This is a genomic window from Blastococcus haudaquaticus, from assembly GCF_900230285.1.
In the GTDB taxonomy this organism is placed as follows: Bacteria; Actinomycetota; Actinomycetes; order Mycobacteriales; family Geodermatophilaceae; genus Blastococcus_B; species Blastococcus_B haudaquaticus.
In genome coordinates this window covers 47,085-73,728 of record NZ_OCNK01000004.1, presented here as the reverse complement: position 1 = coordinate 73,728, position 26,644 = coordinate 47,085, and the positions used below count along the sequence as shown (strand labels likewise).

30 protein-coding genes are annotated in these 26,644 nt (G+C 73.1%); 20 read left to right on the top strand and 10 right to left on the bottom strand.

What is annotated here, in order from left to right; genetic code table 11:
• Positions 1-37 precede the first annotated feature (37 nt).
• Positions 38-688 carry a type II toxin-antitoxin system VapB family antitoxin gene (locus CRP30_RS23455; RefSeq protein ID WP_439647024.1) on the bottom strand — a complete coding sequence of 217 codons (651 nt, stop codon included), beginning with the start codon at positions 686-688 and terminating at the stop codon, positions 38-40.
• Between CRP30_RS23455 and hrcA the strand changes: the two genes are divergently transcribed.
• From hrcA to CRP30_RS16455, 3 genes are read left to right on the top strand one after another with little or no spacing between them, the layout of a single operon-like run.
• Positions 648-1,670, top strand: a complete 1,023-nt coding sequence (gene hrcA / locus CRP30_RS16465; RefSeq protein ID WP_097185100.1) for a heat-inducible transcriptional repressor HrcA — start codon at positions 648-650, stop codon at positions 1,668-1,670. The two genes, CRP30_RS23455 and hrcA, sit on opposite strands and share 41 nt — an antisense overlap.
• Positions 1,671-1,687: 17 nt before the next feature.
• The gene (gene dnaJ / locus CRP30_RS16460; RefSeq protein WP_097185099.1) at positions 1,688-2,821 is read left to right on the top strand and encodes a molecular chaperone DnaJ; all 1,134 of its coding nucleotides are present in this window, start codon (positions 1,688-1,690) and stop codon (positions 2,819-2,821) included.
• A 1-nt stretch (position 2,822) separates the two neighbouring features.
• Positions 2,823-3,584 (top strand): 16S rRNA (uracil(1498)-N(3))-methyltransferase, encoded by a 762-nt coding sequence (locus CRP30_RS16455; protein ID WP_200814814.1) that lies wholly within the window; start codon positions 2,823-2,825, stop codon positions 3,582-3,584.
• 37 nt (positions 3,585-3,621) lie between these two features.
• Here CRP30_RS16455 and CRP30_RS16450 read toward each other — a convergent pair whose 3' ends face one another.
• The 6 genes from CRP30_RS16450 to CRP30_RS16425 all read right to left on the bottom strand — a co-directional run bounded on the left by CRP30_RS16450 (position 3,622) and on the right by CRP30_RS16425 (position 10,519).
• Positions 3,622-4,437 (bottom strand): alpha/beta fold hydrolase, encoded by an 816-nt coding sequence (locus CRP30_RS16450; protein ID WP_097185098.1) that lies wholly within the window; start codon positions 4,435-4,437, stop codon positions 3,622-3,624.
• Between the two features lie 168 nt (positions 4,438-4,605).
• Entirely contained in the window at positions 4,606-4,794 is a 189-nt protein-coding gene (locus tag CRP30_RS16445) for a YbdD/YjiX family protein (protein WP_097185097.1), read from the bottom strand.
• On the bottom strand, positions 4,791-6,938 hold the full coding sequence (locus CRP30_RS16440) for a carbon starvation CstA family protein (RefSeq protein ID WP_235003489.1): 2,148 nt from the start codon (positions 6,936-6,938) through the stop codon (positions 4,791-4,793). The genes CRP30_RS16445 and CRP30_RS16440 overlap by 4 nt, the downstream gene beginning before the upstream one ends.
• 265 nt (positions 6,939-7,203) lie before the next feature.
• Positions 7,204-8,808 carry a PhnE/PtxC family ABC transporter permease gene (locus CRP30_RS16435; RefSeq protein WP_097185095.1) on the bottom strand — a complete coding sequence of 535 codons (1,605 nt, stop codon included), beginning with the start codon at positions 8,806-8,808 and terminating at the stop codon, positions 7,204-7,206.
• Positions 8,805-9,485 (bottom strand): phosphonate ABC transporter ATP-binding protein, encoded by a 681-nt coding sequence (locus tag CRP30_RS16430; RefSeq protein ID WP_235003488.1) that lies wholly within the window; start codon positions 9,483-9,485, stop codon positions 8,805-8,807. Before CRP30_RS16430 ends, CRP30_RS16435 begins: the two co-directional genes overlap by 4 nt.
• Positions 9,486-9,547: 62 nt before the next feature.
• Positions 9,548-10,519 carry a putative selenate ABC transporter substrate-binding protein gene (locus CRP30_RS16425; RefSeq protein ID WP_235003487.1) on the bottom strand — a complete coding sequence of 324 codons (972 nt, stop codon included), beginning with the start codon at positions 10,517-10,519 and terminating at the stop codon, positions 9,548-9,550.
• A gap of 313 nt (positions 10,520-10,832) precedes the next feature.
• On the opposite strand from CRP30_RS16425, the gene CRP30_RS16420 reads away from it, so the two are divergent.
• The 10 genes from CRP30_RS16420 to CRP30_RS16375 all read left to right on the top strand — a co-directional run bounded on the left by CRP30_RS16420 (position 10,833) and on the right by CRP30_RS16375 (position 20,269).
• On the top strand, positions 10,833-12,008 hold the full coding sequence (locus CRP30_RS16420; protein ID WP_097185093.1) for an ABC transporter substrate-binding protein: 1,176 nt from the start codon (positions 10,833-10,835) through the stop codon (positions 12,006-12,008).
• 78 nt (positions 12,009-12,086) lie between these two features.
• Positions 12,087-12,962 (top strand): branched-chain amino acid ABC transporter permease, encoded by an 876-nt coding sequence (locus CRP30_RS16415; RefSeq protein ID WP_097185092.1) that lies wholly within the window; start codon positions 12,087-12,089, stop codon positions 12,960-12,962.
• The gene (locus CRP30_RS16410; RefSeq protein WP_097185091.1) at positions 12,962-14,788 is read left to right on the top strand and encodes a branched-chain amino acid ABC transporter ATP-binding protein/permease; all 1,827 of its coding nucleotides are present in this window, start codon (positions 12,962-12,964) and stop codon (positions 14,786-14,788) included. Before CRP30_RS16415 ends, CRP30_RS16410 begins: the two co-directional genes overlap by 1 nt.
• Complete coding sequence (locus CRP30_RS16405) at positions 14,785-15,543, top strand: ABC transporter ATP-binding protein (RefSeq protein ID WP_097185090.1); 759 nt, start codon at positions 14,785-14,787, stop codon at positions 15,541-15,543. The genes CRP30_RS16410 and CRP30_RS16405 overlap by 4 nt, the downstream gene beginning before the upstream one ends.
• Positions 15,544-15,553: 10 nt before the next feature.
• Entirely contained in the window at positions 15,554-15,913 is a 360-nt protein-coding gene (locus CRP30_RS16400) for a histidine triad nucleotide-binding protein (protein ID WP_235003486.1), read from the top strand.
• 19 nt (positions 15,914-15,932) lie between these two features.
• Entirely contained in the window at positions 15,933-16,760 is an 828-nt protein-coding gene (locus CRP30_RS16395) for an enoyl-CoA hydratase/isomerase family protein (RefSeq protein WP_097185089.1), read from the top strand.
• A 173-nt stretch (positions 16,761-16,933) separates the two neighbouring features.
• Positions 16,934-18,040, top strand: coding sequence for a PhoH family protein (locus tag CRP30_RS16390; protein ID WP_200814813.1), 1,107 nt, complete (start codon positions 16,934-16,936; stop codon positions 18,038-18,040).
• Between the two features lie 5 nt (positions 18,041-18,045).
• A complete protein-coding gene (gene ybeY / locus CRP30_RS16385; protein WP_097185348.1) occupies positions 18,046-18,546 on the top strand; it encodes an rRNA maturation RNase YbeY in 501 nt (166 codons plus the stop codon).
• 13 nt (positions 18,547-18,559) lie between these two features.
• Positions 18,560-19,915: a hemolysin family protein gene (locus CRP30_RS16380; protein WP_097185088.1), complete on the top strand. Its 1,356-nt coding sequence runs from the start codon at positions 18,560-18,562 to the stop codon at positions 19,913-19,915.
• Positions 19,916-19,930: 15 nt separating this feature from the next.
• The gene (locus CRP30_RS16375) at positions 19,931-20,269 is read left to right on the top strand and encodes a cytidine deaminase-like protein (protein ID WP_097185087.1); all 339 of its coding nucleotides are present in this window, start codon (positions 19,931-19,933) and stop codon (positions 20,267-20,269) included.
• Here the strand turns inward: CRP30_RS16375 and CRP30_RS16370 are convergent.
• Both CRP30_RS16370 and CRP30_RS16365 read right to left on the bottom strand, forming a co-directional pair.
• Positions 20,266-20,775, bottom strand: coding sequence for a putative immunity protein (locus CRP30_RS16370; RefSeq protein ID WP_097185086.1), 510 nt, complete (start codon positions 20,773-20,775; stop codon positions 20,266-20,268). The genes CRP30_RS16375 and CRP30_RS16370 overlap by 4 nt on opposite strands.
• Positions 20,772-21,353: a hypothetical protein gene (locus tag CRP30_RS16365; protein ID WP_143278483.1), complete on the bottom strand. Its 582-nt coding sequence runs from the start codon at positions 21,351-21,353 to the stop codon at positions 20,772-20,774. The genes CRP30_RS16370 and CRP30_RS16365 overlap by 4 nt, the downstream gene beginning before the upstream one ends.
• 69 nt (positions 21,354-21,422) lie before the next feature.
• On the opposite strand from CRP30_RS16365, the gene era reads away from it, so the two are divergent.
• The 7 genes from era to CRP30_RS16330 all read left to right on the top strand — a co-directional run bounded on the left by era (position 21,423) and on the right by CRP30_RS16330 (position 26,023).
• The gene (gene era / locus CRP30_RS16360) at positions 21,423-22,340 is read left to right on the top strand and encodes a GTPase Era (RefSeq protein ID WP_097185084.1); all 918 of its coding nucleotides are present in this window, start codon (positions 21,423-21,425) and stop codon (positions 22,338-22,340) included.
• Between the two features lie 31 nt (positions 22,341-22,371).
• A complete protein-coding gene (recO, locus tag CRP30_RS16355) occupies positions 22,372-23,154 on the top strand; it encodes a DNA repair protein RecO (RefSeq protein WP_097185083.1) in 783 nt (260 codons plus the stop codon).
• On the top strand, positions 23,151-23,915 hold the full coding sequence (locus CRP30_RS16350) for an isoprenyl transferase (protein WP_097185082.1): 765 nt from the start codon (positions 23,151-23,153) through the stop codon (positions 23,913-23,915). Before recO ends, CRP30_RS16350 begins: the two co-directional genes overlap by 4 nt.
• Before the next feature lie 130 nt (positions 23,916-24,045).
• Complete coding sequence (locus CRP30_RS22315; protein ID WP_143278482.1) at positions 24,046-24,783, top strand: hypothetical protein; 738 nt, start codon at positions 24,046-24,048, stop codon at positions 24,781-24,783.
• Between the two features lie 73 nt (positions 24,784-24,856).
• Positions 24,857-25,132, top strand: coding sequence for an antibiotic biosynthesis monooxygenase (locus CRP30_RS16340; RefSeq protein WP_200814812.1), 276 nt, complete (start codon positions 24,857-24,859; stop codon positions 25,130-25,132).
• 23 nt (positions 25,133-25,155) lie between these two features.
• Positions 25,156-25,530, top strand: coding sequence for an HNH endonuclease (locus CRP30_RS16335; protein WP_235003485.1), 375 nt, complete (start codon positions 25,156-25,158; stop codon positions 25,528-25,530).
• 61 nt (positions 25,531-25,591) lie between these two features.
• Positions 25,592-26,023 (top strand): hypothetical protein, encoded by a 432-nt coding sequence (locus tag CRP30_RS16330; protein WP_097185080.1) that lies wholly within the window; start codon positions 25,592-25,594, stop codon positions 26,021-26,023.
• A 6-nt stretch (positions 26,024-26,029) separates the two neighbouring features.
• On the opposite strand, the gene CRP30_RS16325 is transcribed toward CRP30_RS16330, so the two are convergent.
• Positions 26,030-26,611 carry a hypothetical protein gene (locus tag CRP30_RS16325; RefSeq protein ID WP_097185079.1) on the bottom strand — a complete coding sequence of 194 codons (582 nt, stop codon included), beginning with the start codon at positions 26,609-26,611 and terminating at the stop codon, positions 26,030-26,032.
• Positions 26,612-26,644 lie beyond the last annotated feature (33 nt).

The following is a 26,644-nucleotide window of genomic DNA, read 5'->3' as shown; positions in this document are numbered from 1 at the left end:
CCGCCGGACCTCATCGCTCCCACCGGGAGTCGTGCGGCTAGACCCGCCGGGGGTTGGGCACCGGCGGCTGGGCCGGGATCGACGCGGTCTCCGGGCCGGACGGCGCCTGCACCGGGGTCAGCGCATCCAGGTCGAGCACGCGCACGTGGATGACGTTGCGCTGCTGCAGCGCCGCGCGGAGGGCGCGGTGCAGGCCGTCCTCCAGGTACAGCTCGCCGTGCCACTGCACCGCGTGCGGGAAGAGGTCGCCGTAGAAGGTGGAGTCGTCGGCCAGGAGGGCGTCGAGCGCCAGTTCCTTCTTCGTCGTCGTCAGCGTGTCCATCCGCACCTGACGGGGCGGGATCATCGCCCAGTCCCGGGTGGACAGACCGTGGTCGGGATAGGGGCGGCCGTCACGTACCGCTTTGAAGATCAGGGCACCGACCTCCGCTCTCTGCCCCGGGGAGGGGGCCGACCCGACCCACCCTAGCGGCCGGGGTGCGACGGGTGGCCCGGCCACCGGGGAGGGTGAGACCACCCTCCGAGATGCGCGACGGAGTGGCACCGCAGCCGTATGCTGGGCTGGCACTCCTGCTGTGCGAGTGCCAGCCCCGAGGACGGGGCGCGGACGCCGCACGGCACGTCGACCGGTACGGGGAGGTGTCACCGTGGCGCACGACGAACGCCGCCTGGAGGTGCTCCGGGCCATCGTCCAGGACTACGTCTCGACGAACGACCCGGTCGGGAGCAAGGCCCTGTCCGAACGGCACGACCTCGGGGTGTCCCCGGCCACCATCCGCAACGACATGGCGGTGCTGGAGGAGCAGGGCTACATCACCCAGCCGCACACCAGCGCCGGCCGCGTGCCCACCGACAAGGGGTACCGGCTCTTCGTCGACCGGCTGTCAGCGGTCAAGCCGCTGTCGGTCGCCGAGCGGCGGGCGATCGAGCGCTTCCTCGACGGCGCCGTCGACCTGCACGACGTCCTGAGCCGCAGCGTCCGGCTGCTGGCCCAGCTCACCCGCCAGGTCGCCGTCGTGCAGTACCCGACGCTGTCGCGCAGCGCGGTCCGCCACCTCGAGGTCGTGCAGCTGGCGGCCGCGCGCCTGATGCTGGTGCTCATCACCGACACCGGGCGGGTCGAGCAGCGCGTCGTCGACACCCCCGTGGACGTCGACGCCACCGCCGTGGCCGAACTGCGCACGCTGCTCAACTCCGCCTTCGTCGGCGTCAAGCTGGTCGACGCCGGCGACAAGGTGCCCGACCTGCTGGAGACCGCCCCGCCCCACCTGCGCGGCCTGGTCGCCACGGTCAGCGCCACGCTGATGGAGACCCTCGTCGAGCCCAGCGAGGACCGGCTGGTCATCGGCGGGACGGCGAACCTCGCGCGGGGCAACGCCCTCGACTTCCCGGGCACCGTCCGGCCGCTCCTGGAGGCGTTGGAAGAACAGGTCGTGGTCCTGCGGTTGATGAGTCAGGTGGACGCGAGCACGGTGCTGGTGCGCATCGGTGAGGAGAACGCCCACGAGGCGCTCACCGGGGCATCGTTCGTGTCCGTCGGCTACGGCTCCGCCGACCGGGCCCTGGGTGGGCTCGGCGTCGTGGGGCCGACGCGCATGGACTATCCGATGAACATGGCCGCGGTTCGCGCCGTGGCCCGCTACGTCGGCCATCTGTTGGCCGAGAGCTGAGGGGCGAGACTTTCTCGATGGCGACCGACTACTTCGGCGTGCTGGGCGTGTCCCGCGATGCCAGTGACAACGACCTCAAGCGCGCCTACCGGAAGCTGGCGCGCGACCTGCACCCCGACGTCAACCCCGACCCGGGGGCCAAGGAGCGCTTCCAGGAGGTCACCCGCGCCTACGAGGCCCTGACCGACCCGGAGAAGCGCCGCATCGTCGATCTCGGCGGCGACCCGTTCGACCCGAGCGGCGGTGGCGGGGCCAGCGGTTTCGGCGGCGCCGGCTTCGGCGGCCTGGGCGACATCATGGACGCCTTCTTCGGGGGCGCCCAGACGCGCGGGCCGCGCAGCCGCACCCGTGCCGGCCGGGACGCGCTGATCCCGGTGGAGCTGGAGCTGGACGAGACGGTGTTCGGCATCACGAAGGACATCACCGTCGACACCGCCGTCCTGTGCACCGTCTGCACCGGCGCGGGCACCGCACCGGGCACGCACCCCACGACCTGCACCACCTGCTCCGGCCGGGGCGAGGTGCAGAGCGTCCAGCGCGGGTTCCTGGGCCAGGTCGTCTCCAGCCGGGTCTGCCCGACCTGTGCCGGCACCGGCCAGGTCATCCCCGACCCCTGCCGCGAGTGCGGGGGCGACGGTCGGGTGCGCTCGCGCCGCACGCTGCAGGTCAAGGTCCCCGCGGGCGTCGAGGACGGCATGCGGATCCGGCTCACCGGCCAGGGCGAGGTCGGCCCCGGCGGCGGACCGGCCGGCGATCTCTACGTGGAGATCCACGAGCGGCCGCACGACGTCTTCACCCGTGACGGCGAGGACCTGCACTGCCGCGTCACGCTGCCGATGACCTCCGCCGCCCTCGGCACGACGCTCACGCTCAAGACGCTGGACGGCGAGGAGGACCTCGACATCAAGCCCGGCACCCAGTCCGACAGCATCCTCACGCTGCGGGCCCACGGCGCGCCGCGGCTGCGCGGCACGGGCCGGGGCAACCTGCTGGTCCACGTCGAGGTGGCGACGCCGACCCGCCTGGACGCCGAGCAGGAGAAGCTGCTGCGCGAGCTCGCCGCGCTGCGCGGGGAGGACCAGGCCGACTCGCACCGCGAGGCGCAGGGCGGCCTGTTCTCCCGGGTTCGAGACGCCTTCAACGGACGCTGACGTGACCACCTCCGACCTCGGCGTCCCCGAGCTCGACGGCGCGCCGCTGTTCCTGCTGGAGGAGCTGCCCGAGGGCGAGCAGCTCCTCCTGGACGGCGCAGAGGGCCGGCACGCCGTCGAGGTGCTGCGGCTGGCGCCGGGGGAGCGCGTCCGGGTCGGGAACGGGCAGGGCACGGTCGCCGAGGGCGAGGTCGTGTCCGCCGGTGCCGACGGGCTGCGGATCGCGGTTCGGGCACGCTTCGAGGTTCCTCGCCGCAACCCGGAGTTCGTCCTCGTCCAGGCGCTGCCCAAGGGTGACCGCGGACCGCTCGCCGTCGACCTGGCCACCGAGCTGGGCGTCGACCGGATCGTGCCCTGGGCCGCCTCGCGATGCGTGACGCGGTGGCGTGACGACCGGGTGGCCAAGGGCGTGGCGAAGTGGCGGTCAGCGGCGCACGCGGCGACCAAGCAGTCGCGTCGTCCGCACGTCCCCGAGGTGACCGACCTGATGACCACGCGCGAGATCTGCGGGATGCTCGCCGACGCCGACCTGGCAGTGGTGCTGCACGAGCAGGCCCGCCGTCCGCTGTCCGGCCTGCAGATCCCGCAGAGCGGCACGATCGCTGTCGTCGTCGGCCCGGAGGGCGGCCTCACCGACGGCGAGGTCGTGGCCTTCCGCGCCGCCGGCGCCGAGGCCGTCCGGCTCGGGCCGGAAGTCCTGCGCACCTCGACGGCCGGCGCCGCCACCCTGGCCGCGCTGAGCATGCGCACCCGCTGGGCCTGACCGCGCCTGCTCAGGCGCCGGCGGGATCGACGACGCGTCAGTTCCCGGAAGGCGTCGCCGACCGGTCGACGGTCCCCTTGATCTCCGTCAGCCAGTCGTCCACCAGCGCCGCTACTATGCGCGGTCGGTCCAGATGGGCGTTGTGACCGGCGCCGTCCAACGTCGCGAAGGTGGCGCGGGGGTAGTGCGGAGCGACCGTGAGGGCGTCGACGTAGCCCACGACGTGGTCCTGCCGACCGGTGACGACCAGCGTCGGCCCGGGGAACGGGACGGCGCCGTCCTCCGGCTGCCGGCTCAGGGCGTAACGGCGCGAGATCGTCGCGGCAGCCACCGGATCGGCAGCGCGAAGGCCGGGGAGGACGTGTTCCTGGAACAGCCGCCAGTTCTCCGGCGACTGGACGACCGCCATGCTCGCGTAGTCGTCCGTGTCGTCCTCCGGCAGTGCCGCGAGAAGAGCGGGGTCCTCCCGCAGCACCGCCTTGACCGGGAGCGCCCTGCGCTCCGGGTCGGCGACGATCACTGGGCACAGCAGGCAGAGGCCCAGGACCTGGGTCCCGAGCTCGGCGACCAGGCCACGAGCGAGCAACCCGCCATAGCTGTTCCCGACGACGGCGAAGGGCCGGCCGGCCATGGCCTCGTGCACGAAGCCGGCCAGGCGCGCCAGCATGGCGTCGGAACCGTCGATTCCCGGGTCGGCCGGGGTCCGTCCCATCCCGGGGAGGTCGACGTAGACGCGCTCCCAGCCCCCGTTCTCCTCGATGGTCGGATCGAGGGGCAACAGGATGCGGTGATCGACCGGGAATCCGTGGATCAGCAGGATCGGGATCCCGGTACCCCGGCGGAGGCTGTGCACGGGCGGAGAACCTACCTGCGCGCGCCGGTTGGCCCCACCGGTTGCCGCGAGCACAACCGCCCCCATGCGTCCGGGGGCGGTCATCCGGCACCGGATGACCGCCCCCGGACGCATGGGGGTGCATTCGCTGATGCACGCGGGCGATCCGCCCACGTCCGCGAAGGCCGTCTAGCAGCAGCGCGAGATCGGGTTCTTCTCCGCGGCGTCGGTACGGGCCCGCTCGAACTCGTACCGGCTCATCGGGGTGTGCCCGTGCTCCGTGCAGTGGGCCACGTAGTCGTCCCAGCGGGCCTCGCCGGTGAACTCCTTGAGGTACCAGCGCACCCCTTCCCAGGCGCGGGTCAGCGCGGCGGTCACTTCTCCTCCGCCTCGCTGCGCCCGGACCCGGCGCCGACCAGCCGCTCGTGCTCGGCGATGGCCCGCTTCTCCTCCGCCGTCGGGAACAGCCCGGCCGGCTCGACGATCTTCGACGGCACCGCCGGCTCCTCGGTCGTCGGCAGACCGTTGGCGCGGATCGCCTTCGCGATGATCACCGCGGCGTGCGCGGCCACGACCAGCGTCAGCAGCGCGAAGACCGACTGCAGGATGCCGTTGAGCGTGGAGTTGAAGATGACCTGGTCCATCTGGCCCTGGTCCTGGGCCGGTGCCAGCACCTCTCCGGCGTTCTGCGCGTCGCGGTAGACCCCGGCCTGCGTGAAGTAGCCGACCCGCGGGTCACCGGAGAAGACCTTCTGCCAGCTGGCGGTCATGGTGACGACCAGGTCCCACACCAGCGGGATCCCGGTCACCCAGGCGTAGCGCAGCTTCCCGTGCTTGACCAGCAGCACGGTGCACAGCGTCAGCGCGATCGCGGCGAGCAGCTGGTTGGCGATGCCGAACAGCGGGAAGAGCTGGTTGACCCCGCCCAGCGGGTCGGTGACGCCGATGTAGAGCACGGAGCCCCAGAGCCCGACGACGACGGCGCTGGCGATGATGTTGCCCGGCCGCCACGACAGGTCGCCGAACTTCTTCCAGACGTTGCCGATCGTGTCCTGCAGCATGAACCGGCCCACGCGGGTGCCGGCGTCGACGGCGGTGAGGATGAACAGCGCCTCGAACATGATCGCGAAGTGGTACCAGAACGCCTGGCCGCCGCCGCCGAACGCCTGGCTGAACACCTGGGCCAGGCCCACCGCCAGCGCAGGCGCCCCACCGGTCCGGGAGATGAGCGTCTCCTCCTGGACCGCCGCGGACGCCGCGGCCAGGTCCTGCGCGGAGGTGTCGAAGCCGAGACCCTGCACGAAGGTGGCCGCGGACTCGACCGTCCCGCCGGTGGCACCGGCCGGGCTGTTCATCGCGAAGTAGAGGCCCTGGTCGATCACGCACGCGGCGATCAGTGCGCTGACGGCGACGAAGGACTCCATCAGCATGCCGCCGTAGCCGATGAGCCGGACCTGGCTCTCCTTGGCCACCATCTTCGGCGTCGTCCCGGACGAGATCAGCGCGTGGAAGCCCGACAGCGCCCCGCAGGCGATGGTGATGAACACGAACGGGAACAGCGAGCCGGCGAAGACCGGGCCGGTGCCCTCGCGGGCGAAGTCCGTGACCGCCTCCGCCTGGAGCACCGGGCGGGCGATGATCAGGCTCACCGCGAGCAGGACGATGACGCCGATCTTCATGAACGTCGACAGGTAGTCGCGCGGGGTGAGCAGCAGCCAGACCGGCAGCACCGAGGCGACGAAGCCGTAGACGACCAGCGCGAGGACGAGCCACTCCTTGGAGAGGGTCAGCGTCTCACCGAGGCCGCTGTCCTCGATCCAGCCGCCGGAGACGATCGCCAGCAGCAGCAGGGCGACGCCGATGCCGGTCGCCTCGAGCACCCGTCCGGGTCGGAGCCGGCGCAGGTACACGCCCATGAACAGCGCGATCGGGATGGTCAGCCCGATGGACCAGACCCCCCACGGCGACTCGGCCAGCGCGTTCACCACGATCAGCGCCAGCACCGCGAGGATGATGATCATGATGGCGAAGACGGCGATCAGCGCGGCGATGCCGCCGACGAGCCCGATCTCCTCGCGGATCATCTGGCCGAGGCTCTTCCCGTTGCGGCGCATCGAGAAGAACATGACCGTCAGGTCCTGGACGGCGCCGGCGAAGATGACGCCGACGACGATCCAGATGGTGCCCGGCAGGTAGCCCATCTGCGCCGCGAGCACGGGGCCGACCAGTGGTCCGGCGCCGGCGATGGCCGCGAAGTGGTGGCCGAAGAGCACCCGGCGGTCGGTGACGTCGAAGTCACGGCCGTTCTCCAGCCGCTCGGCCGGGGTGGCCCGCTTGTCGTCGGCCCGCAGCACCTTGTAGGTGATGAACCGGGAGTAGAAGCGGTAGGCGATCGCGTACGAGCACAGGGCGGCGAACAGCAGCCACAGCGCCGAGATCGTCTCCCCTCGGGCGATGGCCAGCACGCCCCAGCAGACGGCTCCGACGACGGCGACGACCGTCCAGATGGCGACCGTCTTCATCGATCGGCCACCTCCGGCAGCCGGACCGGCCGGCGAGCTCCCGCCGGTGTCGGCGGTGGTGATGGTTCCGGACATGAGCGCCCCCTCGCACTCCTGCCAACGCCCCTGACGGCGCCTGCCGGTTGGCAGCTTAGGGAGCCGACACCGTTCCGGCCCCCCGGGGGAACCGAACCGTTATGGGGGGGCGGAGGCCGGCGACCGGGCGGGGCGGTCGCCGACCACGCGGTGCACGGCGAGGAGGAGCGCGCACCGGAGCGGGCGAGGCTCAGCGCAGCGCGGCGCGGGCCCGCTCGCTGACCAGGTCGACGGCGAGGGTGAGGAGCACGATCGCGGCGAGCACCGTCGTCACCGCCGCCCAGTCGAAGGCGGCGATCCGTCCCGACAGCAGCACCCCGATGCCACCCGCGCCCAAGAGGCCGACCAGCACGGTGTCCCGGATCGCCACCTCCCAGCGGTACAGGGCCAGCGCGAGCACCGGCCCGCCGAGCGCAGGGAGCACGCCGTACAGCCAGGCGCCCAGGGGTGGTGCCCCGGAGGCGCGCAGGGCTGCCCGGGGACGGCCGTCCACCTCCTCCGACGCCTCGGCGACCAGTCGGCCCAGCACCCCCAAGGCGTAGACGCCCAGCGCCAGCGCGCCGGGCAGGACACCGGGCAGCAGGACGAAGAGCAGCACCAGAGCCCAGACCGGGGGAGGGACGGCCCGCAGCAGCAGGAGGATCAGGCGGACGGCGAGGCCGGCGGCCCACCGCGCGGGCCCGGTCCCCGGCCGTCGGGCGGCCACCCCGGAGAGCAGGACGGCGCCGGCCGTGGCGACGGCGATCGCGATGACCGACATCTGCACCGTGTCCACCGCGGCCGACCCGATCGCGGTCAGGAGGTCGCCCTCGGTCGCGGGCGGCCAGGCTGCATCCAGCACGTAGGACAGCTGGTCGACCGTGCGCGCCGAGGTGAGGGTCGCCGGTGACAGCGCCAGGAACCACCACGACCAGGCGACGAGCGCGAGGGACCCCAGCCCGGCGACGACGAGCACCCGGTCGCGTGCGGGCCGGGAGCCATCGGCGGACCGCGGTTCGGCCACCCGGCGGCGCACCGCCCGGCCCCCGACGTCGGCCAGGACGCAGAGCGCCGCCAGCGCGTAGACCGCGGCCCACACCTGCTCCCAGCGCAGCGACGCGAACGACAGCGCCAGCTGGTAGCCGAGCCCACCGGCACCGATGAGGCCCAGGACGACGGCCGACCGGACGGCGCACTCGAGCCGGTAGAACGAGTAGGAGAGGAGCCCGCCGGCCGCCTGGGGGAGGAGCCCGTAGAGCGCCGCGGTGCCGCGGCCTGCGCCCGATGCGAGCAGCGCCTCGTACCCGCCGCGGGGCACCTCGTCGAGCAGGTCGGCGAAGACCTTCGCGGTGACCGCGCCGTAGGGGATCCCGATCGCCAGCACCCCGACCCACGGGTCGAGGCCCAGCACGTTGACCAGCAGCAGCCCCCACACCGCCTCGTGCAGACCGCGGGGCACGGCGAGCACCCCGCGCACCGCCGTCCAGCCCGCGCGGCGCCGTCCCCAGGTGGTGCGCGACACCGCCACCGCGCCGAGCGAGCCCAGGACGACGGCGAGTGCGGCACCGAGCGCCGCATAGGCGACGGTCACGAGCGTGGCCTCGGCCAGCACGCGCAGGAACTCGGCGTCGTGCGCGGGGGAGAGCGCGGCGGCGGCGAAGCGGCCGAACTGCCGCAGGCCCGAGGGGTTGAGCACCGGGCCGGAGAACAGCCCGGCGCCCGCCAGCGACCAGCCGAGGACGACGAGCCCGCCGAGCCCCCATGCCCACCGACGCCGGTCGCGGTGCAGGGGCGGGGCCGCCAGCACGGCGGTCACCGCACCACCCCGTAGAACGCCTCGAGCTCCGGGAGGGTCAGCGACGCGGCGGGGGCGTCGAGGACCACCCGGCCGGCGGCCAGGCCCACGACGCGGTCGCAGTGCCGGAGTGCCAGGGCCGGGTCGTGCAGGGAGGCCAGGAGTGCCCCGCCCCGGTCGGCCGCCAGCTCGCCGAGCAGCCGCATCGCCTCGTCGGCCAGCGCCGGGTCCAGCGCGGACGCCGGCTCGTCGGCGAGCACGAGGTCCGGGCGCTGCACGAGCACCCGGGCCAGCGCCACCCGCTGCCGCTCGCCACCCGAGAGCCGGTCCGTCCGCTCGAACATCCGGTCGGCCAGCCCCACCTGCTCAAGCGCCGACCGGACGTCGTCCAGACCGTGCGGCTGCACGAGCGACCGGAGCGCCCGGGCCGCCGACCAGCTGCCGAGCCGGCCGGCGTTGACGTTGTGCACCACCCGGAGCGGTCCGACCAGCTCCAGGTGCTGGTGGATCGTGCCGGTCCGTGCGCGCAGCCGGCGCAGCTCCCGGCCCCGGAGGGCGGCAGGGTCGCCGCCGTGCACCCGCACCCCGCCCGCCGTCGGTGGCACGGAGCCGTTGACGACGCCGAGCAGCGTCGACTTCCCGGCGCCGGACGCCCCGACGACCGCGACCCGCTCGCCCGCGGCCACCGCGAGGTCCACCCCGTCGAGCGCGGGGGTGCTGCCGAAGCGGACCTCGATCCCGGTGAGCCGGAGGACCTCGGTCAGTTGATCAACCCGAGGTCGCGACCGATCTCCTCGATCTGGTCGTAGTTCGCGGCCTCGGTGGGGATGAACGACCCCGCACCGAACAGCTCGAGCACCTCGGCGTCGCCCGGGTCGTCGGCCGACAGCCCGGTGAACCAGTCGGTCAGGCGGTCCGGCAGGTCCTCGCCCAGCCGGTCGACCGCCGAGGGGCCGAGCAGCCAGTGGTAGTCGGAGTAGGCAGGGGTGCGGGCGTACCGCACCACGGCCGGGTCGACCGCTCCTTCCGCCGTCCGGCTCGTCCAGACCTGCTCGTTGAGCACGCCCGCCTCGTAGGTGCCCGAGGCGACCAGGGCCAGGGTCGCGTCGTGCGAGCCGGAGAACCCCGGCCCGCCCGGGAAGCCGTCGGGGTCGACGCCCTGCTCGCGCAGGAAGAAGGCAGGCATGAGCCGGCCCGACGTGGAGGTCTCGCTGCCGTAGGTGAACCGGCGCCCGGCCAGCAGTGCGAGGTCGTCGGACGGCGTCAGCCCGGTGGCGGCGTTGACGACGAAGACGGAGTGGAAGTCGGCGTCGATGTCCCGCTGGGCGATGGGCACGGCGCCGGCGGTCTGCAGCCGGGCCTGGACACCGGTGAGCCCGCCGAACCACACCAGGTCGAGGTCGCCGGTGCGGAAGAGCGAGACCGCCGCCGCGTAGTCGGTGACCGGTGCGTAGGAGACGTCGAGGTCCAGGGCCCCGGACAGCGCGTCGGCGACGATGCCGTAGAGGCGCTGCAGGACCTCGGGGTCCTGGTCGGGGATCGCGCCGATGCGCAGCGGGCCCGACGGGTCGGACGGCCCGGACACGGGGGAGGTGCGGCCGCAGGCGGCGAGGGTGGTGGCGAGCGCCAGGCCGGAGGCGGCGAGGAGCGTGCGGCGGGAGAAGGCGTGGACTGCAGAGGCGGGGAGTGCGTCGGCGGGACCACCCGACCGGGCGGCGCGAGCGAGGCTCACTACGTCCTCGGATGGGGTCGGGGTGCGGGCACGGGAGACCTCCGGGTGAGAGCGGGCAGAGGGGGCCATCGTGCCCGCCCGATGATCGTCGCGCTGCCGGGCGGCGGCACGGTCACGTTCTGGGAACGGTGACCACCTCCTCTCGTGAGGAGTCGTCCGCGTGTGCTTACTGTGACGTCTGCGACAGGCCGGCCGAGACCGGTCGGCCGCACCACGTCCGCCGTAGGCGGATGCCGGACCGCTGCCCCGCGTGGGCCCCCGCGCACGGGTCGGGCGGCGCCGACGCGGTCCCACGCACGACAACTGGAGAGACATGCGCGCCAAGCTGAACACCGTCGCCGCTGCCACCGCAGCGGTCTTCGTCCTCGCCTCCTGCGGCTCCGGCGACGGGGACGCGGACCAGGCCGCCTCGGGGGACCGTTCCGGGGAGGGCACCGGCGACTCCTGCACCATCGACGGCGAGGTGCCCATCGGCGCCGTCCTCAGCCTCACCGGTGCCGCCGCCAGCTACGGAGAGTCCCAGCAGCGGGGACTCGAGCTGGCCGCCGCGCAGCTGGCCGAGAAGGGGGGCGTCACCTACGACCTCACCATCGAGGACGACCAGACCGACCCGCGTCAGGGCATCACGCTGTTCGACCAGTTCGTCTCCCAGGACGTGAGCCTGATCATCGGCCCGACCTTGTCGAACGCGGCGGTGCAGTCCGACCCGATCGCCCAGGAGGCCGGCGTGCCGGTCCTGGGCATCTCCAACACCGCCGCGGGCATCACCGACATCGGCGACTACATCTTCCGCAATTCGCTGACCGAGCAGGCGGTGATCCCGCAGACCATCGCGAAGGCCACCGAGGAGTACGGCCTCAAGAACGTCGTGGTGATGTACAGCAACGACGACGCGTTCACGGAGTCCGGCTACGAGGCCTTCGCCGGTGCACTGGAGGACGAGGGCGTCGAGGTGGCGGAGGAGATCACCTTCTCCAAGTCCGACACCGACTTCCGTGCGCTGCTGACGCAGGCCCAGGAGAGCGACCCGGACGCGCTCGTGGTCTCGGGCCTCATCGAGGCCGCCATCCCCCTGGTCACCCAGGCCCGGGAGCTCGGCATCGACGTGCCGATCATCGGTGGCAACGGATTCAACAACCCGCGCCTGATGGCCGACGCGGGCGACGCGGCCGAGGGTGTCGTCGTCGGCGCCGCCTGGAACTCCTCCTCGGACAACCCGGAGAACCAGGCGTTCCTGGAGGACTTCGAGGCCGAGTACGACGCGGCGCCCGACCAGTTCGCCGCGCAGGCGTACGCGGGCCTGATGCTCGTCGACCAGGCCGTGCGGGCGAACTGCTCGGCCGACCGCGAGGAGATCAAGGCGGCGCTCGGCGAGCTGGAGGGCGTCCCGACGGTGCTCGGCGAGTTCTCCATCGACGAGAACCGGGACGCCGTCCACCCGGCCGTCGTGCAGGTCGTCCAGGACGGGGCGTTCGCCGTCCTGGAGTGACCCGGCATCCTTGTCCGGCCGGGGAACCGGCCGGGCAAGGCGCCCGGGGCCTGCATCCACGACGACCTAGGGACCGCTGTGCAGCAACTGCTCAACGGCATCTTCATCGGCTCGATCTACGCGCTGTTCGCCATCGGGTTCACGCTGGTGTTCGGCATCCTGGACCGGCTGAACCTGGCTCACCCCGCGGTCTTCGCGGCGTCGGCATTCGTCGGCATCGAGCTGGTCGAGCGGGGAGGGCTCTCCCTGTGGGCGGCTCTGCCGATCGTGTTCGTCTTCGGCGCGGTGCTCGGGCTGCTGATCGAGCGGCTGGCGTTCCGCCCTCTCAAAGGTCGCGCCGACGCACACTTCGCGGGGCTCATCTCCTCCATCGCGCTGGCCGGGATGGTCATCGCCCTGCTCCAGTGGCGGTACGGCCCGGACACCCGACGGTTCCCGGCCGGGTCGTTCCCCGACACCCGGTACGAGGTGGCCGGCGCGCAGGTGACGCTGGTGCAGGTGGTGATCCTGGGCGTCTCCCTCGCCCTGATGGTGGGCCTGACCTACATGGTCACGCGGACCCGCCTGGGCCGCGGCATGCGGGCGGTCGCGGAGAACCCGGACGCGGCGCGCGTGCTGGGCGTGAACGTCGACCGGATCACCGCCGTCACGTTCGCCATCTCGTCGGCCCTCGGCGCCGTGGCGGGCGTCCTGTTCGCGATCAACGTCAACACCGCGCAGCTCGGCATGGGCTCGGCGATCGAGCTCAAGGGGCTGGCGGTCATCATCGTCGGCGGGATGGGCTCGCTGCCCGGGGCCCTCATCGGCGGGCTCGCCCTGGGCCTGGCCGAGGTCTTCGCGGTGCAGTACATCGGGTCGTCCTGGCGCGACGTGATCGCCTTCGGCCTGCTGTTCCTCATCCTGCTGCTGCGTCCGCAGGGCCTGCTCGGCGCCCGGAAGGTCCGGGAGGTCTGATGCTGCTCGAGTACGCGACCACGCTGACCTTCATCGCACTCGGGGCGATATTCGCCTATTCGTTCTACGCCGTCCTGATCGCCGGCCAGCTGAGCTTGGGGCAGGCCGGGTTCGCCTCACTCGCGGCGTTCTCCGCCGCCAGCCTCGCCCCCAGCGGGGACGACGTCGGCGACGTGCCGGCGCTGCTGATCGCCGTCGTGCTCGGCATGGCCGTGGGCGCCCTGGCCTCCGTCGTCCTCGGGCTGCCCACGATGCACCTGCGCGGCGTCTTCCTTGCCATCGCCACCCTCGGGTTCGCCGAGGCGGTGCGCATCGTGCTGCTCAACCAGGAGTGGACCGGCGGCGCGCAGGGGCTCGCCGTGCCCCGCATCCTCACCGTCGGGATGGCCTGGACGGCGCTCGCCGTCGTCGCCTACTGGTTCTGGCGGATGGGGCGGTCCCGGTACGGCCGTGCGCTGGAGGCCATCCGCGAGGACGAGCTCGCCGCCCGGTCGATGGGCATCGACGTGGGGCGGCACCGGCTCGCGGCGTTCGTGACCTCCGGTGCGGTCGCCGGCCTGTACGGCGTCCTCTACGCCTACTACGTCCGGCTCATCGCGCCGGGCGACTTCGACTTCGTCGCTGCCGTCGAGGGCCTGGTGACCGCCGTCCTGGGCGGCTCGACCATGTTCCTCGGCCCGTTGCTGGGCAGCGGCTTCCAGACCATGATCCCGGAGATCCAGCGCGCGGTCGGGGTCGAAGCGGGATGGATCCGCCCCTTCCTCGCCAGCCTGCTGCTCCTCGTGGTGATCCTGTTCCTGCCCGGCGGCCTGGCCAGCCTCATCCCGCGGCGCACCCGGATGCCGCAGTCCGACGGCGGGGACGGCGACCGCGGCGCGCACCTGGCCGCCCGGCGTCACCCGGCCGCCGGCGAGACGGTCGCGACGCTGGCCGGGCTGGGCAAGGAGTACGGCGGCGTCCACGCCGTCCGGGACATCGACCTGGAGATCCGCGCCGGCGAGGTCGTCGGGCTGATCGGTCCCAACGGGGCCGGCAAGACGACCCTGGTGAACATGATCAGCGGCCTGGTGCCGCCCAGCTCCGGGAGCGCCACGGTGCTCGGGGCGAGCATCGGCCGGACGCCGGTGCACAAGCTGGCCGGGGCGGGTGTGAGCCGCACGTTCCAGCACTCCAAGCTGTTCAACCGCCTCTCGGCGCTGGAGAACGTGCTGGTCGGCGGCCACCTCGTCAGCCGGCCCACGTTCCTGCGGCGGCTGCTGTGGCTGCCCTCGTCGCGTCGCGACGAACGGGCGGCCCTGGAGCACGCGGCCCGGTGCCTGAACCGCGTGGGACTGGGCGACCTGGCGGGCAACCGGGCGTCGTCCCTGTCCTACGGCGACCAGCGCCGGTTGGAGATCGCGCGGGCCTTGGCCTCCGAGCCCTCCCTGCTGATCCTCGACGAGCCGGCCGCCGGCATGAACCACGTCGAGGCGGCGAAGCTGTCGGCGCTCATCACGTCGCTGGCCGCGGACGGCCTGACCATCCTCTTCATCGAGCACAACGTCGGCATGGTCCTCGAGACCTGCACGCGCGTGGTGGTGTTGAACTTCGGGGAGGTGATCGCCAGCGGTACCCCCGAGGAGATCGCTGCTGACCCGGCGGTCATCGAGGCCTACCTCGGCACCGAGGACCACGAGCCGGTGACGGGGTCGATCGCCGAGGGCACCCTCGACGACCCGACCGGTGGCGCCGCCCAGAATGCTCCGGCGGGCGCGGTCACGAACGTGGGCCCGAGTGCAGCCGGCACGCTGGAACCACCGGACACGACATCGAGGGATGCGACGTGAGCGACCCCATCCTCAGCGTCGAGGACCTGCGGGTCAGCTATGGGCGAGTCCAGGCCGTCCGAGGCGTCTCGTTCGAGGCCGAGCAGGGATCCCTCGTGACGCTCGTCGGCGCGAACGGCGCAGGGAAGTCCTCGGTGATCAACGCCGTCTCCGGGATGCTGCGCCCGGCCGGAGGGCGCATCACCTTCCGGGGACAGGACATCACCCGGACGCCTGCGCACGCTCTCGTGAAGAGGGGCCTGGTGCAGGTTCCCGAGGGACGCCAGATCCTGGCCACCCTCACCATCGAGGACAACCTGCAGATGGGGGCCTGGCACACCGGGGGAACGGCGCAGAAGTCGATCACGGCGATGTACGACCGTTTCCCGGTGCTGGCCGAGCGCCGCGCACTGCCCGCCGGGGCGCTGTCCGGCGGTGAGCAGCAGATGCTGGCGATCGCCCGGGCCCTCGTCGCAGAGCCCGCGGTGATGCTCATGGACGAGCCGTCGATGGGGCTGGCCCCGAAGATCGTCGACGAGGTGTTCCGCGTCATCGAGGAGATCCGGGCGTCGGGCACCACCGTCGTGCTGGTCGAACAGAACGCCCGCCGGGCCCTCCGTGCCGCCGACCACGGGTACGTGCTGCAGACGGGGGAGGTGGTCCACTCCGGTCCCGCCGCGGACCTGCTCGCCGACGAGCGGATCGTCGAGGCCTACCTGGGGGTCGACACCGACTCCCGACGGCGGGACGGTCCCACCCAGCACGGCGGGCTCTAGGGTCGACGCCGTGACCGACTGCCTCTTCTGCCGCATGGTCGCCGGCGAGATCCCCGCCGACGTCGTCCACGAGACCGACCGCGTGCTCGCCTTCCGCGACATCAACCCGCAGGCGCCCACGCACGTCCTGGTCATCCCCAAGGAGCACCACGCGACGGCGGGCGCGCTGGTCACCGCCGACCCGGAGCTGCTCGCCGACGTGGTGGCCGGCGCCCACGCCGTCGCGACGCAGGAGGGGCTGGTCGCCGACGGGAACGCCGAGCCCGGCTACCGGCTGGTCGCCAACACCGGCCCGCAGGCGGGGCAGACCGTGCACCACGTCCACCTGCACGTGCTGGGCGGCCGGGGCCTCGGGTGGCCGCCCGGCTGACCCCTGCGAGGATCGCGGCATGACCGACGTCGACAGGCCTGGACCCCTCCGCATCGAGCGGGACGGCGATGTCGCCGTCGTCGTCCTGGACAACCCGCCGCTCAACCTGTTCGACGGGCCGACGTTCGACGCGCTGGAAGCGGTGGCCGCCGAGCTGGTCGGCCTCACGGACCCGGCGCGCCAGGACCGGGCGCGGGCGGTCCTGTTCGAGGCCCGCGGCAAGGTCGTCTCCGGCGGCGTGGACGTGACCTACTTCCGGGACATCGCCGAAGGCCCCGACCCGGCGCAGCGGGGCGCGGAGCTGTGGGCGCGGCTGCTGACGGTCTCCCAGACGATCGAGGACCTGCCCGTCCCGACGGTCTTCGCCGCCCACGGGCTCACGCTCACCGCAGCGTTCGAGCTGGCGCTGGCCTGCGACGTCCTGTTCGCCGCGGAGAAGGCGTCGTTCGGCCTGGTGGAGATCGTCGTCGGCCTCACGCCGTCGATGGGTGGGCCGCAGCGGCTGGCCGAACGGGCCGGGCCGGCACGGGCGCGGGAGCTGGTCTTCACCGGCGAGCGCTACCCGGCCGCCGTCCTGGAGCGGTGGAACGTGGTCAACCGGGTGCTGCCCGACGAGGGCTTCGCCGCCGCGGCGCGGGCGTACGCCCACCGGGTCGCCGCGGGGCCGACGGTCGCGCACGCGGCCACCAAGCAGCTCGTCGCGGCCACGGTCCGCAACGGCGCCCGCGCGGCGGACGCCCTGGTCCCCGAGGTGTCCGGCGCCCTGTTCGCCACCGAGGACCTGCGCGGCGCCGTCGCCTCCTTCCTCACCGAGGGCCCCGGCAAGGCGACGTACTCGGGCCGGTAGTAGCGGCCAGGTGACCGGACACATGCCCCGGAGCCGGGTACTCCCGGGCGAAGCGAGGATTCCGGTGGCTCTGCGCGGGTAGACTCGACCGGTCCGTTCGTCTCCTTTCAGGAAGGCAGGGTCGAGGGTTCTTGCCCGACACCTCCCCAGGCGTCCCCGCGCCGGGTGCCCACATGTCCCGTGAGGCGTCCGCGCAGGCCGCCGCCGCGGACGTCGCCCGAGCCGGTTCGCCCGCTCCGTCCGGTCAGGCCCCTCCGCCGGTCCGGGCCACCATCACCGTCCCCGACTCCGTCCCGATGGTCGCCCTCCTCGGGTCGGCCGACGAACTCCTCCGTCTCGTCGAGACCGAGGTCGACGCCGACGTGCACGTGCGCGGCAACGAGATCGCCGTCACCGGGCAGCCGGCCGACAACGCCTTCGCCGTCCGCGTCTTCGACGAGCTGATCGCGCTCATCGGCACCGGTCAGCAGCTGCGCCCCGACTCGGTCCGCCGGGTCATCGCGATGCTGAAGAGCGGCGGGTCCGAGCGCCCGGCCGACGTCCTCAGCCTCGACATCATCAGCCGCCGGGGCCGCACCATCCGGCCCAAGACGCTGAACCAGAAGCGCTACGTCGACGCCATCGACGAGCACACCATCGTCTTCGGCATCGGCCCGGCCGGTACCGGCAAGACGTACCTGGCCATGGCCAAGGCCGTGCAGGCGCTGCAGACCAAGCAAGTCAACCGGATCATCCTGACCCGCCCGGCGGTCGAGGCCGGCGAACGCCTGGGCTACCTGCCCGGGACGCTGAGCGAGAAGATCGACCCCTACCTGCGGCCCCTGTACGACGCGCTGCACGACATGGTCGACCCGGAGTCGATCCCGAAGCTGATGGCCTCGGGCACGATCGAGGTCGCCCCGCTGGCCTACATGCGCGGGCGCACGCTCAACGACGCGTTCGTGATCCTCGACGAGGCCCAGAACACCACCGCCGAGCAGATGAAGATGTTCCTCACCCGGCTCGGCTTCGGGTCCAAGATCGTCGTCACCGGTGACGTCACGCAGGTGGACCTGCCCGGTGGTGCGCAGAGCGGGCTCAAGATCGTGCGCGAGATCCTCGACGGCATCGACGACGTGCACTTCGCCAACCTGACCAGCACCGACGTCGTCCGGCACCGGCTGGTCGGGAACATCGTCGACGCCTACGAGCGGTGGGACGCCACCCGGCAGCCCACCGCCGCCCGGCCGGGTGCGAGCGCACCGGTCCGGACGTCCCGACCGCGCCGCCAGGGGAGCTGACCGGCGTGCCCGTCGAGGTGGCGAACGAGTCCGAGATCGCCGTGGACGAGGCCGAGCTGGCCGCCATCTGCCGGTTCGTGCTCGGCGAGATGCAGGTCAACCCCATGGCCGAGCTGTCGGTGCTCTGCGTCGACGTCGAGTACATGAGCAGCCTGCACGAGCGCTGGATGGGGGAGAAGGGCCCGACCGACGTCCTCGCCTTCCCCATGGACGAGCTCGACACCGCCCGTCCCGACGACCCCGAACCCGGCCCCGCCCTGCTCGGTGACGTCGTCCTGTGCCCAGCCGTGGCGGTCCGCCAGGCACGCGCTGCGGGGCACACCATGGACGACGAGCTGATCCTGCTGGCCACGCACGGCGTGCTGCACCTCCTCGGCTACGACCACATGGAGCCGGAGGAGGAGAAGGAGATGTTCGGTCTCCAGCAGAAGCTCATCGAGGGCTGGCGAGCCGCTCCCCGTCAACCGGTGACCGGTGAGCCCGCGACCCGGGAGCCGCGCGCCTGATGGGCAGAGCCTGATGGACTCCGGTGCGATCACCCTGCTCGTGGTCGCGGTCCTGCTCGTCCCGCTCGCCGGTCTCTTCGGGGCCATGGACGCCGCCCTCCAGCGGGTGTCGAAGGCCCGGGTCGAGGAGCTCCGCCGCGACGGCGTGAAGCGGGCGGCCGCCCTGGAGGAGGTCGTCCTCGAGCGTGCCCGCCACGTCGCCCTGCTCCTCCTGCTGCGCATCGTCTGCGAGATGGTCGCCGCGGTGCTGGTCACCGTCGTGCTCTACGACCTCTGGGGCGGCGGGTGGCAGACGTTCCTCACCGCGGCCGGGGTGATGACCGTGATCAGCTACGTGCTCGTCGGCGTCGGTCCGCGCACCCTGGGCCGGCAGCACGCGTACAGCACCGCGCTGGCCACGGCCGGCGTCGTGAGGCTGCTCGGGCGCGTGCTCGGCCCGGTGGCGACGCTGCTCATCCTGGTCGGCAACGCGATCACGCCCGGCCGGGGCTTCCGCGACGGCCCGTTCTCCTCGGAGGTCGAGCTGCGAGAGCTGGTCGACATGGCCGAGGAGCGCGGGGTGGTGGAGTCCGGCGAGCGGAACATGATCCACTCGGTGTTCGAGCTGGGCGACACCATCGCCCGCGAGGTCATGGTGCCGCGCACGGACGTCGTCTACATCGAGCGGCACAAGACGGTGCGCCAGGCGCTCGCGCTGGCCCTGCGCAGCGGCTTCAGCCGCATCCCGGTCATCGGCGAGAACGTCGACGACGTCGTCGGCGTCGTCTACCTCAAGGACCTCGTCCGCCGGTCGCAGAACAGCACCGACCAGCGCGGGCCCAAGGTCGAGGAGCTGATGCGGACGCCGGCCTTCGTGCCGGAATCCAAGCCGGTCGACGAGCTGCTGCGGGACATGCAGGCACGGCGCATCCACATCGCGATCGTGGTCGACGAGTACGGCGGCTTCGCCGGCCTGCTCACCATCGAGGACATCCTCGAAGAGATCGTCGGCGAGATCGCCGACGAGCACGACGCCTTCCAGCGCCCGCCGGTCGAGGAGCTGCCCGACGGGTCGATGCGGGTCACCGCCCGGCTTCCGGTCGAGGACCTCGCCGAGCTGTTCGGCGTCGAGCTGCCCGAGGACGACGACGTCGAGACCGTCGGCGGCCTGCTGGCCCGCGAGCTCGGCCGGGTGCCCATCGAGGGTTCCGCCGCGGAGATCGGCGGCCTGTGGCTCATGGCCGAGAGCACCGGCGGGCGCCGGAACCGCATCGACACGATGCTGGTCCGCCGCGTCGAGCAGCCGGCCGAGGACGAGAGCGCCGAGCCGCGCGGGTCCTCCGGTCGGGGGGCCACCCGCTACGAGGAGCCTGCCCCGGTGGAAAGCTGACGCCCCGTGCCTGACATGGATGCGCCCGACCTCGATCCCGAAGACGCGAAGCTGGTCACCCTCGCCCGGTCCGCCCGGAGCCGCACCGGTGCGGCCGAGGGTGCCGCCGTCCGCGACACCGACGGCCGCACCTACCTGGCCGCGACCGTGTCGCTCCCGTCGTTGACGCTCTCCGCGCTCCAGGCCGCGGTCGCTGCCGCGGTGTCCAGCGGGGTCGAGGGCCTGGAGGCCGCGGCGATCGTCTCGACGGGCGACGACGTGGACGCCGCCGGGCGGGCCGCCGTCCGTGACCTCGCGCCGTCGGCGCCGGTGCACCTGGCCGGTCCCGACGGGAACCTGCGCGCCACGGTCTAGCGGAGCGCACCGTCCAGCTGCCGGATCAGCTCGCCGACGCGTCCGCCCACGGGCGGCGCCGCGGGGTAGCGCCCGAGCACATCGACCACGGCCGGGGTGGCCCGCCGGCACGCGCGCGCCAGGTGGTCGGCGGCGTCGCCGGACGTGAGCTCTGCCGCCCGCGCCGCGTGGGCCGCCGCCCCCAGGATGTGCTTGACCTGGTGCGCGTCGGCCAAGGGGTGCAGGTAGGCGGCCCCGGCCGCGGCCATCGCCGAGCGCGCCGCGTGCTCGGCGGCCGGGGTGCCCGCCTCCCGGGCGGCCCGGAGCGCCGCCCACGCGGTGTCCCGCAGCGCCTTCCCGCGCCGGCCTCCCCCGGCGAAGGCCCGCGCGGCGTCGATGGCCTCGCGCGGGCGCCGGTCGCCCGGGTGCGTCGTTTCGAAGAGCGCCAGGACGTCCTGGGCGCTCCCGGCGGCGAAGGCCGTGACAGCGCGGAGGTCGCCGGTGCTCAGCTCGATCGCGTCGGTCACGGTCGCGGCAGCGGGCGTCCCAGCGCCTTCGCGAAGGCATCCGGGTCGCGCACCCACCGGGTGACGGTCTCCTCGGTCCCGCCGTCCACGCTGCCGTGGCGGACCGAGACGCGGGTGCGGCCGGGCAGCCAGCCGCCGCGGCGGGCCGCCGTCGGCCAGTCCTCCGGCGGATGTCCGAGGCGCACCCCCCGCACGAGGACCAGCGGGACGACGCCGGACGGCGGGGTGCGGGTGGCGCCGACGTCCAGGGACATGCCGTGCGCCGAGATCGTGAGCCGGCCGACGTTGCACAGCAGCACCAGCAGGCCGAGGCCCAGGGCCAGCGGCGCCTCGTCCAGCAGCGCGGCCCGCCCGCCGCCCCACGCGAAGACGGCCAGCCAGATGACGACGACCACGACCGTGAACAGGACGGGCGTGACGCGCGGGAGGTCGTACTGCCAGTACCGCAGCGGCGCAGGCACGGAGGTGGCCCGGCGCTTGGGCCCCTGTCCGGCGAGGAACCGGTACGCGCGGACCTGCTCCAGGTGGAGGTCCCGCTCCCTGGCCGCCCGCATCGGGGCACCCTGCTGTCGCGCCATGCTCCCGATCATCCCAGCCCGCGGTACCGGCTCCCGGATGCCGTCGCACCCCGGTGGGAGACTGGAGCGGTGACCACCCCGGACCAGCCGCCGCACCGCAGCGGTTTCGCCGCCCTCGTGGGCCGCCCCAACGCCGGGAAGACCACGCTGACCAACGCGCTGGTCGGCGAGAAGGTCGGCATCGTCAGCAACCGCCCGCAGACCACCCGGCACGCGATCCGCGGGGTGGTGCACAAGCCGGGCGGGCAGATCGTCCTCGTCGACACCCCCGGCCTGCACAAGCCGAAGAGCCTGCTCGGCAAGCGGCTCAACGACGTCGTCCGCGACACCCTCTCCGACGTCGACGTGATCGTGTTCTGCATCCCGGCCGACCAGCCCGTCGGCACCGGCGACCAGTTCATCGCCCGGCAGCTGCGCGAGGTGAAGGCCCCGATCGTCGTCGTCGTCACCAAGACCGACGTGGCCTCCAAGAAGCAGGTCGCCGAGCAGCTGGTCGCCGCCAGCCAGCTGGTCGAGGCCGCCGAGGTGGTCCCGCTCAGCGCCGTCAGCGGCGACCAGGTCGGGCTGCTCGAGAACCTGCTGATCGGCCTGCTCCCGGAGGGCCCGCCGCTCTACCCGGAGGAGCAGACCACCGACGAGGACGTCGAGCGGCAGATCGCCGAGCTGGTCCGCGAGGCGGCGCTGGAGAAGGTGCGCCAGGAGGTGCCGCACTCGCTGGCGGTGACCGTCGAGGAGATCGTCCGCCGGCCCGACCCGAAGAAGGCCGGCAGCGAGCTGGTCGAGGTGCACGCCCTGCTGCACGTCGAGCGCAACAGCCAGAAGCCGATGCTGCTGGGCAAGGGCGGGCAGATCATCAAGGCCATCGGCAGCGAGGCGCGCGCCGGCATGGAGACGCTGCTCGGCGCCCGCGTGCACCTGGAGCTGCACGTGACCGTGCTCGGCGAGTGGCAGGACGACCCGAAGAAGCTCAACCGGCTGGGGTACTGATGCGCGCCGAGGACGACGGAGGAGTCGAGCCATGAGCACGACCCCGAAGGCGCTGTACCGGGACGAGGGCATCGTGCTGCGCACCCAGAAGCTGGGCGAGGCCGACCGCATCGTCACGGTGCTGACCCGCCGGCACGGCAAGGTCCGGGCGGTCGCGAAGGGCGTGCGGCGCACCAAGAGCAAGTTCGGCTCCCGGCTGGAGCCCTTCAGCCACGTCGACCTGCAGTTCTACACGGGGCGCAACCTCGACATCGTCAACCAGGCGGAGTCCATCCGCTCCTACGGCAACGACGTCGTCGACGACTACCCCTGCTACACCGCCGGCACCGCGGTGCTGGAGACCGCCGACCGGCTGACGTCGGAGGAGAAGGAGCCCTCGCTCCGGCTGTTCCTGCTGGTCGTCGGGGCGCTGCGGGCGCTGGCCGAGCGCACCCACCCGGCCGGACTGGTCCTCGACGCGTTCCTGCTCCGCGCGATGTCGGTGGCGGGCTGGGAGCCGGCGCTCACCGACTGCGCGCGCTGCGCCGAGCCCGGCCCGCACCGGCACTTCTCCGTCCCGGCCGGCGGCACGGTCTGCCCCGCCTGCCGCCCGACCGGCTCGGCCATGCCCAACCCGGTGACCGTCGAGCTGCTCGACGCGCTGCTCACCGGCGAGTGGGAGCGCGCCGAGGCCAGCCAGGGGACCAACCGGCGGGAGGCCAGCGGCCTGGTGGCGGCGCTGCTGCAGTGGCACCTCGAGCGCGGGCTGCGGTCCCTCCCCCTGGTCGACCGGTCGGAGTCGGCCGTTCCGCGCCGGGAAGCGAGCCCCGCGTGAAGCGCGAGGTGAAGGCGCCCAACCCGCACCCGTCGGGTGCCCGCCCGCCGCAGATCCCGGCGGACAAGGTCCCGAAGCACGTGGCGATCGTCATGGACGGCAACGGGCGCTGGGCGAAGCAGCGCGGCCTGCCCCGGACCGCGGGTCACGAGGCGGGGGAGTCCTCGCTGTTCGACTGCGTCGAGGGGGCGATCGAGCTGGGGATCACCTCGATCAGCGCGTACGCCTTCTCCACCGAGAACTGGCGGCGCAGCCCCGACGAGGTCCGCTTCCTCATGGGCTTCAACCGCGACGTCATCCGCCGGCGGCGCGACGAGATGCACGAGCTCGGCGTGCGGGTGCGCTGGGCCGGTCGCCGCCCGCGGCTGTGGCGCAGCGTCATCAAGGAGCTCGAGGTCGCCGAGGAGCTGACCCGCGACAACGACGTCCTCACCCTGACCATGTGCGTGAACTACGGCGGGCGGGCGGAGATCGCCGACGCGGCGGCGGCCATCGGGCGCGAGGTCGCGGCCGGCCGGCTGAACCCGGAGAAGATCGACGAGTCGACGATCGCCCGGTTCCTCGACGAGCCCGACATGCCCGACGTCGACCTGTTCGTGCGCAGCTCGGGGGAGAACCGCACGAGCAACTTCCTGCTGTGGCAGTCGGCCTACGCGGAGCTGGTCTTCCTCGACACCCTCTGGCCCGACTTCGACCGCCGGCACCTCTGGGCCGCGTGCGAGGAGTACGCCTCGCGGCAGCGCCGCTTCGGCAGCGCCTGAGGAAACGTCCGGGGAAACGTGCGTGCCGGAGCCGTATCCCGGTGCGGGCAGGTCGGCTCCTGACTACGGTGCTGATCCTCCGGGCGAGCACCGCCCACCCGCGCGCCGTCCGAGAGAGTGCCCGAGAGCCATGACGCAGCCCCCCGGTCCGTACGGCCCCCCGTACGGCGAGCCCACCAACCCCTACGGGACCCCCGGTCAGCCGCCGCCGGCCTACGGGCAGCCGCCGCCCTACGGTCAGCCGGGCCCGTACGGGCCGCCGCCCGGTCAGCCGCAGCCACCGAAGAGGAACCTGCTGCCGTGGCTGATCGTCGCCGGTGCGCTCCTGGTGTCCGGTGCCGGCATCGCGCTCGTCCTCCTGCTCTCCGGCGGCGACTCCGGCACCGAGGACCGTGCCGATGCGAGCACGTCGTCCTCGTCCTCGTCCCGGACCCCGTCGACGTCCAGCCCGGCGAGCCCCACCAGCGAGCAGTCCCTGGGTGATCTCCCCGGCGGTGCGCAGGTCGCGGAGCCGACCCTCACCGCCGGCAACGCGTTCGGCGGTTCCGACGAGGTGGCCCTCGCCTTCGTCGACGCCCTCGCAGACGGCAACTGGCAGACCGCCTACGACCTCTCCTGCGCCGAGGTGCAGGACGCCTCCACCGCGGCGGCGGTCGAGAGCGGCGACCCGGCGTACGAGCTGGGGCGGTACTTCTACGAGCAGGTGCTCGGCGGGGTCGGCTTCACCGGCGGGACGTTCGACAGCATCCAGTACGACGACACGACGAACACCGACGTCGGGGCCTTCACGCTGGACCTCGAGAACGGGGAGACGTTCACCCTGCTGGTCTACGTGCAGGAGGACCTCACGGTCTGCGACTTCTTCTGACGCCCGCCGTCGGATGCTCCTCGAGGGACGTGGCAACGTCTGCGACCGACCGGACGAGGAACGGGAGGACGGCGTGTTCGCGGTGACGCGGTTCCGGGCCGACGGCGACGACGGCCAGGCCCTGGCGGCTGCCGTCGGGCCGCTGCTGACCGCTCTCTCGGGCCGCCCCGGGTATCTGCACGGGGAGCTGGGGCGGTCCGCGGACGACGCGTCGCTGTGGGCGCTGGTCACCCGCTGGGACGGAGTCGGCTCCTACCGCCGCGCCCTCTCCGCTGCGGAGGTCAAGATCGCCGGCGCACCCGTCTGGGTCCATGCGCTCGACGAGCCGGGCGCCTACCTCACCGACTGAGCCCGCGGCTCTACGCTGCGGCCGTGGTGGTCCAGACGCGCCGGGCGAGGAGCGCCCGCAAGCGCCGGAGCCGGATGGCACGCGTCGAGCACGACCTCACCGCCGAGCAGTGGACGGCGCTGACGGAGGCCTGGGGCGGTGGGTGTGCCTACTGCGGGGTGACCGGCACCCCGCTGCAACGCGACTGCGTGCTGCCCATCTCCCGCGGCGGGCGCTACACCCTGGACAACATCGCGCCGGCCTGCCGGTCCTGCAACGCCAGCAAGTGCAACGACGAGGTGACGGGCTGGCTGCGGCGCAAGCGGCTCGACGAGCGCGCTTTCCTCGTGCGCCATGCCGCCGTCCGCAACGCCCTGGTGGCGAGGTTCACGGAGACGGTGGTCGCACCCGGGGCGTGAGCCGGCGCGACCCGGGGCAAGGCCCCTCCAGGCCGGGATCCCGGCCGACGACGGAGGTGCCATGACCGACGCAGACCCCGGGGACGTGCGCCCCCCGACGGCTGCCGACCCCACGATGCGGGTCGCCCGGCCGCCGGTGCCGGGCCGTGCCGTCCGTGCGGACCTGGCCGCCGGGAACCTGACCGCACCCCCTGTGCGCGAGGACGACCCCACGGTGGCGCTCGACGCCGCCGCCCGCATGCCTCCGCACCGCACGCTGGAGTTCGGCACCCCGGCCCCGGTGACGGTCACCGTCGGTCCGCGGCCCCGACGCCGGCGCCGGTACCGCACCTGGCCCTGGATCGCCGCCGTCGTCGTCGCGATGCTCGTCCTGGGAGCCGTGCTGCTGGTCATGATGCTGCGCGGGGCCACGATCGACGGCGACACCGATCTCGTCGGACGGTCCGCCACCGCGCTGTCCGCGGTCGGGCTCAGCCCGCCGTCCGCGGCCTGAGCGGGGTCACCAGAGCGGCTGCGGCGCGGGGGTCACGAGCAGCCGGTAGCTGACGTCGACGGTGAACCCGTACCCGTCGGTCCCCACCGCCCGCAGGTGGTGCTCGCCCGCGGGAAGGGCCGGCACCCGCTTCCACAGTCCCCACACCGTGACCGGAACGGGCTTGCGCCGACCGGTGACGCCGTTGAGCCGGGCCCCGGCGACGGTGAAGGGCACCGGCGTCGAGATCTCGTCGAGGTCCATGGCCACGCCGTCCACGACGAGGGAGCCGGACGGCCCCTCGAGCACGTTCGGCGGGCCAGCCGCGGGCCACTCCCAGAAGTTGAACACCGGCAGGAACAGGTCGCGGCCGACCGGGACGACGCACTGCCGCTCCATGCGCCTGCCCGACGTGCCGGCGAGGAACCAGACGTCGTCGGGCTGGTTGAGGCCCGCGTGCTCACCGGTCTCGTCCTCGACCGGGTTCTTCACCGGGCCCGCGGCGGCGACCCACTGCACCCACCGGGCGGCGAGCCCCTCGGGGGACTCAAGGTGGTAGGGGAGCACAGGCGCCTCGTCGGCGGGGGTCTTCCGGCTGAGGAACGGCATGGGGACGCACGCTAGGTCACGACGGGCCGGATC

Bases quoted from the DNA above. Each gene is read 5' to 3' on its own strand.
- CRP30_RS16440 (WP_235003489.1), bottom strand. From the start codon at position 6,938: ATGAAGACGGTCGCCATCTGGACGGTCGTCGCCGTCGTCGGAGCCGTC.
- dnaJ (WP_097185099.1), top strand. From the start codon at position 1,688: ATGGCGACCGACTACTTCGGCGTGCTGGGCGTGTCCCGCGATGCCAGT.
- CRP30_RS23455 (WP_439647024.1), bottom strand. From the start codon at position 688: ATGGCCCGGAGCACCTCCAGGCGGCGTTCGTCGTGCGCCACGGTGACA.
- CRP30_RS16390 (WP_200814813.1), top strand. From the start codon at position 16,934: ATGTCCCGTGAGGCGTCCGCGCAGGCCGCCGCCGCGGACGTCGCCCGA.
- CRP30_RS22315 (WP_143278482.1), top strand. From the start codon at position 24,046: ATGACGCAGCCCCCCGGTCCGTACGGCCCCCCGTACGGCGAGCCCACC.
- CRP30_RS16420 (WP_097185093.1), top strand. From the start codon at position 10,833: ATGCGCGCCAAGCTGAACACCGTCGCCGCTGCCACCGCAGCGGTCTTC.
- CRP30_RS16380 (WP_097185088.1), top strand. From the start codon at position 18,560: ATGGACTCCGGTGCGATCACCCTGCTCGTGGTCGCGGTCCTGCTCGTC.
- CRP30_RS16365 (WP_143278483.1), bottom strand. From the start codon at position 21,353: ATGGCGCGACAGCAGGGTGCCCCGATGCGGGCGGCCAGGGAGCGGGAC.
- recO (WP_097185083.1), top strand. From the start codon at position 22,372: ATGAGCACGACCCCGAAGGCGCTGTACCGGGACGAGGGCATCGTGCTG.
- CRP30_RS16375 (WP_097185087.1), top strand. From the start codon at position 19,931: ATGGATGCGCCCGACCTCGATCCCGAAGACGCGAAGCTGGTCACCCTC.
- CRP30_RS16395 (WP_097185089.1), top strand. From the start codon at position 15,933: ATGACCGACGTCGACAGGCCTGGACCCCTCCGCATCGAGCGGGACGGC.
- CRP30_RS16330 (WP_097185080.1), top strand. From the start codon at position 25,592: ATGACCGACGCAGACCCCGGGGACGTGCGCCCCCCGACGGCTGCCGAC.
- CRP30_RS16325 (WP_097185079.1), bottom strand. From the start codon at position 26,611: ATGCCGTTCCTCAGCCGGAAGACCCCCGCCGACGAGGCGCCTGTGCTC.
- CRP30_RS16410 (WP_097185091.1), top strand. From the start codon at position 12,962: ATGCTGCTCGAGTACGCGACCACGCTGACCTTCATCGCACTCGGGGCG.